This window comes from Inquilinus limosus MP06 (assembly GCF_000767795.1).
Taxonomy (GTDB): Bacteria; Pseudomonadota; Alphaproteobacteria; order DSM-16000; family Inquilinaceae; genus Inquilinus; species Inquilinus limosus_E.
The window spans coordinates 1-4,867 of sequence record NZ_JANX01000492.1 but is presented as its reverse complement, the minus strand read 5'-3'; the positions used below and the strand labels follow the sequence as shown (position 1 = coordinate 4,867).

The window sequence follows — 4,867 nt, the reverse complement described above, 5'->3', positions numbered from 1 at the left end:
TGCTCCGTCTTCGTCTCCGGCCGCGGCGTCGCGGTCGACCAGCCCTCGCCGCTGCTGCGGCGGGTCGGCAGCGGACCGCTGAGCATCGGCGGCGTGCCCCTGCCGGCCGACCCGGCCAAGGCGGAGCGGTCGCTGCGCTGCCTCGCCTTCACCGCCTACACCGAGGCCGGCAACCAGGGTACGCGCGGCATGGCGGCGGTGGTCTGGGTGGTCATGAACCGCATCGCGGTGGCCGATGATTTCGGCGACACGCCGTGCGAGGTCCTGGCCGATCCGGGCCAGTTCGAGCCGCTGCAGCGCCCGCGCTTCCGCGCCTTCGCCAAGGCGGTGCGGGGCGGCGCGATGCCGCAGTTCCCGGCGCCGCTCAGCGCGCAGGACGAGATCCTGCAGCGCACCGCGCGCCTCGTGGTCTGGCAGATGCTGGACGGCTATTTCGCCGACGACCCGACCGATGGCGCCCAGTACTTCTTCGCCCCGGCGGCGATGCGGGCGCTGGGCCGCGGCATGCCGGCCTGGACCAACCGCTTCCGCCGCACCGCCTCGATCGGCGACCACGTCTTCTACCGGCCGAAGCGCGGCGGCTGAATCGAGGCGACGGGGCTGGCCGTGGCGGCGCCCCCGCACCACCTTATCTGCGGGCGGAGACCAGGGGGCGGGCTTGCCCTGAAAACGTCACGAATCTTCCCTGGCCCCGGCCCTTCGCCCGACCTAGAACGGACGTGAATGGCCGCCACCGATTCCGCCTCTCCGCCACCCTCCCTCGGCTCGGTCCTCCTGGCCGTGGCGCCGCTGCTGCTCAGCGCCGCCATCATGATCATGGGCAACGGGCTGTTCGGCACGCTGGTCGCGGTGCGGATGGACCTGGACGGCTTCGGCGTCGGCACCATCGGCCTGGTGCTGGCCTTCTATTCCGGCGGCTTCGCCCTGGGCACGCTGATCTGCCCGCGGATCGTGCTGCTGGTCGGGCACATCCGCACCTTCGCCGCCTTCGCCGCCATCGCGTCGGCCGCGGCGCTGTTCCACGCGCTGTGGGTGGACCCGGTGGTCTGGGCGGCGCTGCGCCTGATCACCGGCATCAGCATGGCGGTGCTGTTCACCATCATCGAAAGCTGGCTGAACGCCCGCGCCTCCAACGCCGTGCGCGGCCGGGTGATGTCCTCCTACATGGCGGTGAACTACACCGCCTTCGGCCTGTCCCAGCCCTGGCTGACGGTGATGGACCCGGCCAGCTTCGCCCTGTTCTCGGTGGTGGCGATGCTGGTGTCGCTGTCGCTGGTGCCGCTGTCGCTGACCCCGGTCGAGACGCCGCCGGTGATCAAGGTCAAGCGCTTCGGCCTGCGCGCCCTGATCGCGATCTCGCCGCTCGGCGTCGCCGGCTGCGTCTCGGTCGGGCTGATCAGCGCCGCCTTCTCCGGCATGGGGCCGGTCTATGCCCGCACCATCGACCCGTCGCCGGACTGGATCGCCGGCTTCATGATGACGGCGATCTTCGCCGGGTTCCTGCTGCAGTATCCGGTCGGCCGGCTGTCCGACCGCTTCGACCGGCGTCAGGTGTTCCTCGGCATCACCATCGCGCTGGCCCTGATCAGCGCCGCGCTCGCGCTGTTCGGCGGCACCTCGATGACGCTGCTGCTGGTGCTGCTCGCCGCCTTCGGCGGACTGTCCTACACTATCTACCCGCTCAGCCTCAGCCACGCGAACGACTTCATGGAGCCGGAGCAGCTGGTGCCCGCCGCCGCCGGGCTGCTGCTGTGCTACGGCACCGGCGCGGTGTTCGGGCCGATCATGGCGTCGCGGGTGATGCAGCTCCTGGGCCCGTCCGGCCTGTTCGCCTGGACCGGCACGGTGGCGGCGCTGCTGGCGCTGTTCACCGTCTACCGCATGACTCGCCGCGCAGCGAAGCCGAACGAGGAGCAGGGCAGCTTCGTCTCGGTCGCGCCGACCACCACGCCGGCCGCGGCCGAGCTCGATCCGCGCGCGCCGGACGAGACGCCGCCGACACTGCGCGACGCCGCCTGAGGGGACCCGCCATGCTGACCCGCCGCCGCCTGCTGACCACCGTGCTTCCGGCCGCGGGGATGGCCGCGGCGGGGCTCGGCACGGTGGAATTGGGGGGCATGCGATCGGCGCGGGCGCAGGCGCAGGACCCGGTGTTCTTCCGCATCGGCACCGGCACCACCGGCGGCACCTATTTCCCGATCGGCGGCATCATTGCCGGCGCCATCTCCGGCCCCCCCGGCCTGCCGCCCTGCGGCAGCGCCGGCGGCAGCTGCGGCGTCTCCGGCCTGATCGCCGTGGCCCAGGCCAGCGCCGGGTCGATCGACAACATCCGGCGGATCCGCGACGGCGAGTTCGAGTCCGGCCTGTCCCAGGCCGATGTCGCCTTCGCCGCCTATACCGGCGAGGGGCCCTTCGCCGGCGAGCCGCCGGTGACCAGCCTGCGCGCCATCGCCCATCTCTTCTCCGAATTCGTCCATGTCGTGGTGCCGGCGAACAGCCCGGCGCAATCGGTGGCCGACCTCAAGGGCAAGCGCGTCTCGGTCGGCGCCGAAGGCTCCGGCACCATCTACGACATCCGCCAGATCCTGGGCGCCTACGGCCTGAAGCAGACCGACGTGACCGAGGTCTATGAACGGCCGGAGCCCTCGGCCGACCTGCTGGCCGAAGGCGGGCTGGACGCCATGGTGATGACCGGCGGGCCGCCGCTGGGGGTGATCGCCGACCTGGCGCGGCGCCGGCCGATCCGGCTGCTGCCGATCGCGGGGCCGGAGGCCGAGGCGCTGGTCGCCAAGGTGCCTTTCTTCGCGCAGGAGCCGATCCCCGCCGGCCTCTATGACGGCGTCGCCGCCGAGGTGCCGGGCCTGTCGGTCGGCGCGATCTGGCTGGTGGCGGAGAAGGTGGCCGAGGCCACGGTCTACGAGATCACCCGCGCCCTGTGGCAGAAATCGACGCTGGAGCTGCTGGCGGCCGGCCATCCGCGCGGCAAGGAGATCTCGCTCGACGGCGCCGCGCGCGGCCTGGGCGTGCCGCTGCACCCCGGCGCCGCCCGCTACTACGCCGAGAATGCGATGCTGAGCCTGCCTGCCAAGGCGACTCCCTGAGACGAGGCCCGGCGGGCCGCCCGAGGCGGAGCCGGACGGACCGGATGTCGCCGCGCATTCATCCAGTTGAAATGTCCCGGCGGACCCCGTAGAACTGGTCGCACATCAGGAGTTGGGCACTGCCCGACGCCAACCTGCTTCCCGAGCAAGGTGGCGCCCCCGAGAGGGGGGATGTGGTCGAACCGACAACCAAACGGGTCCATCACAGATTCGGTCCTGCCCGCGACGCGTGGAACCAGACCGAACTATGCCGATCAAGATTCCGAACGATCTGCCCGCCCGTTCCGTGCTGGAAGCGGAAGGGGTCATGGTGATGGCCGAGGCCGAGGCCGTGCGCCAGGACATCCGCCCGATGCGGATCGGCCTGCTGAACCTGATGCCGAACAAGGTCAAGACCGAGACCCAGTTCGCCCGGCTGCTCGGCGCCTCGCCGCTGCAGGTCGAGCTGACGCTGGTCAAGATGACCAACCACGTGCCGCGCAACACCCCGGCCGACCACATCCTGTCCTTCTACCGGGACTGGGAGGACGTGCAGGCGGAGAAGTTCGACGGCTTCATCGTCACCGGCGCGCCGGTGGAGACGATGGCGTTCGAGCAGGTGACCTATTGGGACGAGCTGCGCCGCGTCTTCGACTGGACGCAGACCAACGTCCATGGCTGCTTCAACATCTGCTGGGGCGCCCAGGCGGCGGTGCACCATTTCCACGGCGTGCCCAAGCACGGGCTGCCGCAGAAGAAGTTCGGCGTGTACCGCCACCGCATCGTCGAGCCGGCCTCGCCCTATCTGCGCGGCTTCTCCGACGACTTCACCATCCCGGTGTCGCGCTGGACCGAGAACCGGCGCGAGGACCTGCCACCCGCCAGCGGCATGAAGGTGCTGATGGAATCGGACGAGGCCGGGCTGTGCCTGCTGGACGATCCCGGCCACCGGTCGCTGCACATGTTCAACCATGTCGAGTACGACACCGACACGCTGGGCGACGAGTATTTCCGCGACGTCGCCGCCGGCAAGGCGATCGCCCTGCCGCATGACTACTTCCCGGGCGACGACCCGGAGCGCCGCCCGCAGAACCGCTGGCGCAGCCACGCCCATCTGCTGTTCGGCAACTGGATCAACCAGCTGTACCAGACCACGCCTTACGATCTGGGCGATATCGGCAAGGGCTGAGTCCCGCAGGCAGACATCCGTCCTTCCTCGTCATTGCGAGGAGGCGAAGCCGACGAAGCAATCCATCGTCCCGCAAGGGCGGCTGCATGGATTGCTTCGCTGCGCTCGCAATGACGGCTATGAGGTGATCGGGTGAGGCGGCAGTATGAGAGACCGTTTGGAATGCGCTGGCGTGAGTCGGCTGGCGGCGGTTTCGAGAACCGGAGCGCAGCGCACATAGGTGCGTGAGCACCGGAAGCGGAGAAACCGCCGTCAGACGGCCGCGCCAGCGCATTCCAAACGGTCTCTCAGAACGTCAGCACCCAGGGCTCGGCCATGCCGGCCTCGATCCAGCGCCGCATCGCCGGCAGGTCCAGCACCGCGTCGGCGTAGGCCCGGCACACCGGGTCCAGCGGCACCCGGTAGCGGTCGAGGCGGAGGACCACCGGCGCATACATGCAGTCGGCCGCGCCGAAGCCGCCGAACAGGAACGGGCCCTCGGCGCCGGCCGCCTCGCGGCACTGCCGCCAGATCGCGGTGACGCGGGCGATATCGGCTTCGGCGGCGTCGCTGCGGGCCTTGCCGGGCTCGGCCGGCGCCAGGTCCATCGGCAGCTCGT

Annotated in this window: 5 protein-coding genes and 1 riboswitch; of the genes, 4 read left to right on the top strand and 1 reads right to left on the bottom strand. The window is 70.6% G+C overall.

Annotated elements, in window-relative coordinates; genetic code table 11:
* The 4 genes from P409_RS26730 to P409_RS26715 form a co-directional block, all read left to right on the top strand.
* A partial coding sequence (locus tag P409_RS26730; protein WP_034845576.1) for a cell wall hydrolase occupies nt 1-585 on the top strand: 585 nt, incomplete at its 5' end.
* Between the two features lie 138 nt (nt 586-723).
* A complete protein-coding gene (locus tag P409_RS26725; protein WP_052121438.1) occupies nt 724-2,019 on the top strand; it encodes an MFS transporter in 1,296 nt (431 codons plus the stop codon).
* Between the two features lie 11 nt (nt 2,020-2,030).
* Nucleotides 2,031-3,101: a TAXI family TRAP transporter solute-binding subunit gene (locus tag P409_RS26720; protein WP_202964820.1), complete on the top strand. Its 1,071-nt coding sequence runs from the start codon at nt 2,031-2,033 to the stop codon at nt 3,099-3,101.
* Between the two features lie 97 nt (nt 3,102-3,198).
* A riboswitch (SAM-I-IV-variant riboswitch) is annotated at nt 3,199-3,304 on the top strand.
* Nucleotides 3,305-3,348: 44 nt separating this feature from the next.
* Nucleotides 3,349-4,269 carry a homoserine O-succinyltransferase gene (locus tag P409_RS26715; RefSeq protein WP_034845574.1) on the top strand — a complete coding sequence of 307 codons (921 nt, stop codon included), beginning with the start codon at nt 3,349-3,351 and terminating at the stop codon, nt 4,267-4,269.
* Between the two features lie 287 nt (nt 4,270-4,556).
* Here the strand turns inward: P409_RS26715 and P409_RS26710 are convergent.
* The coding region (locus P409_RS26710; RefSeq protein WP_034845573.1) for a glutathione S-transferase C-terminal domain-containing protein at nt 4,557-4,867 on the bottom strand (311 nt) is incomplete at its 5' end.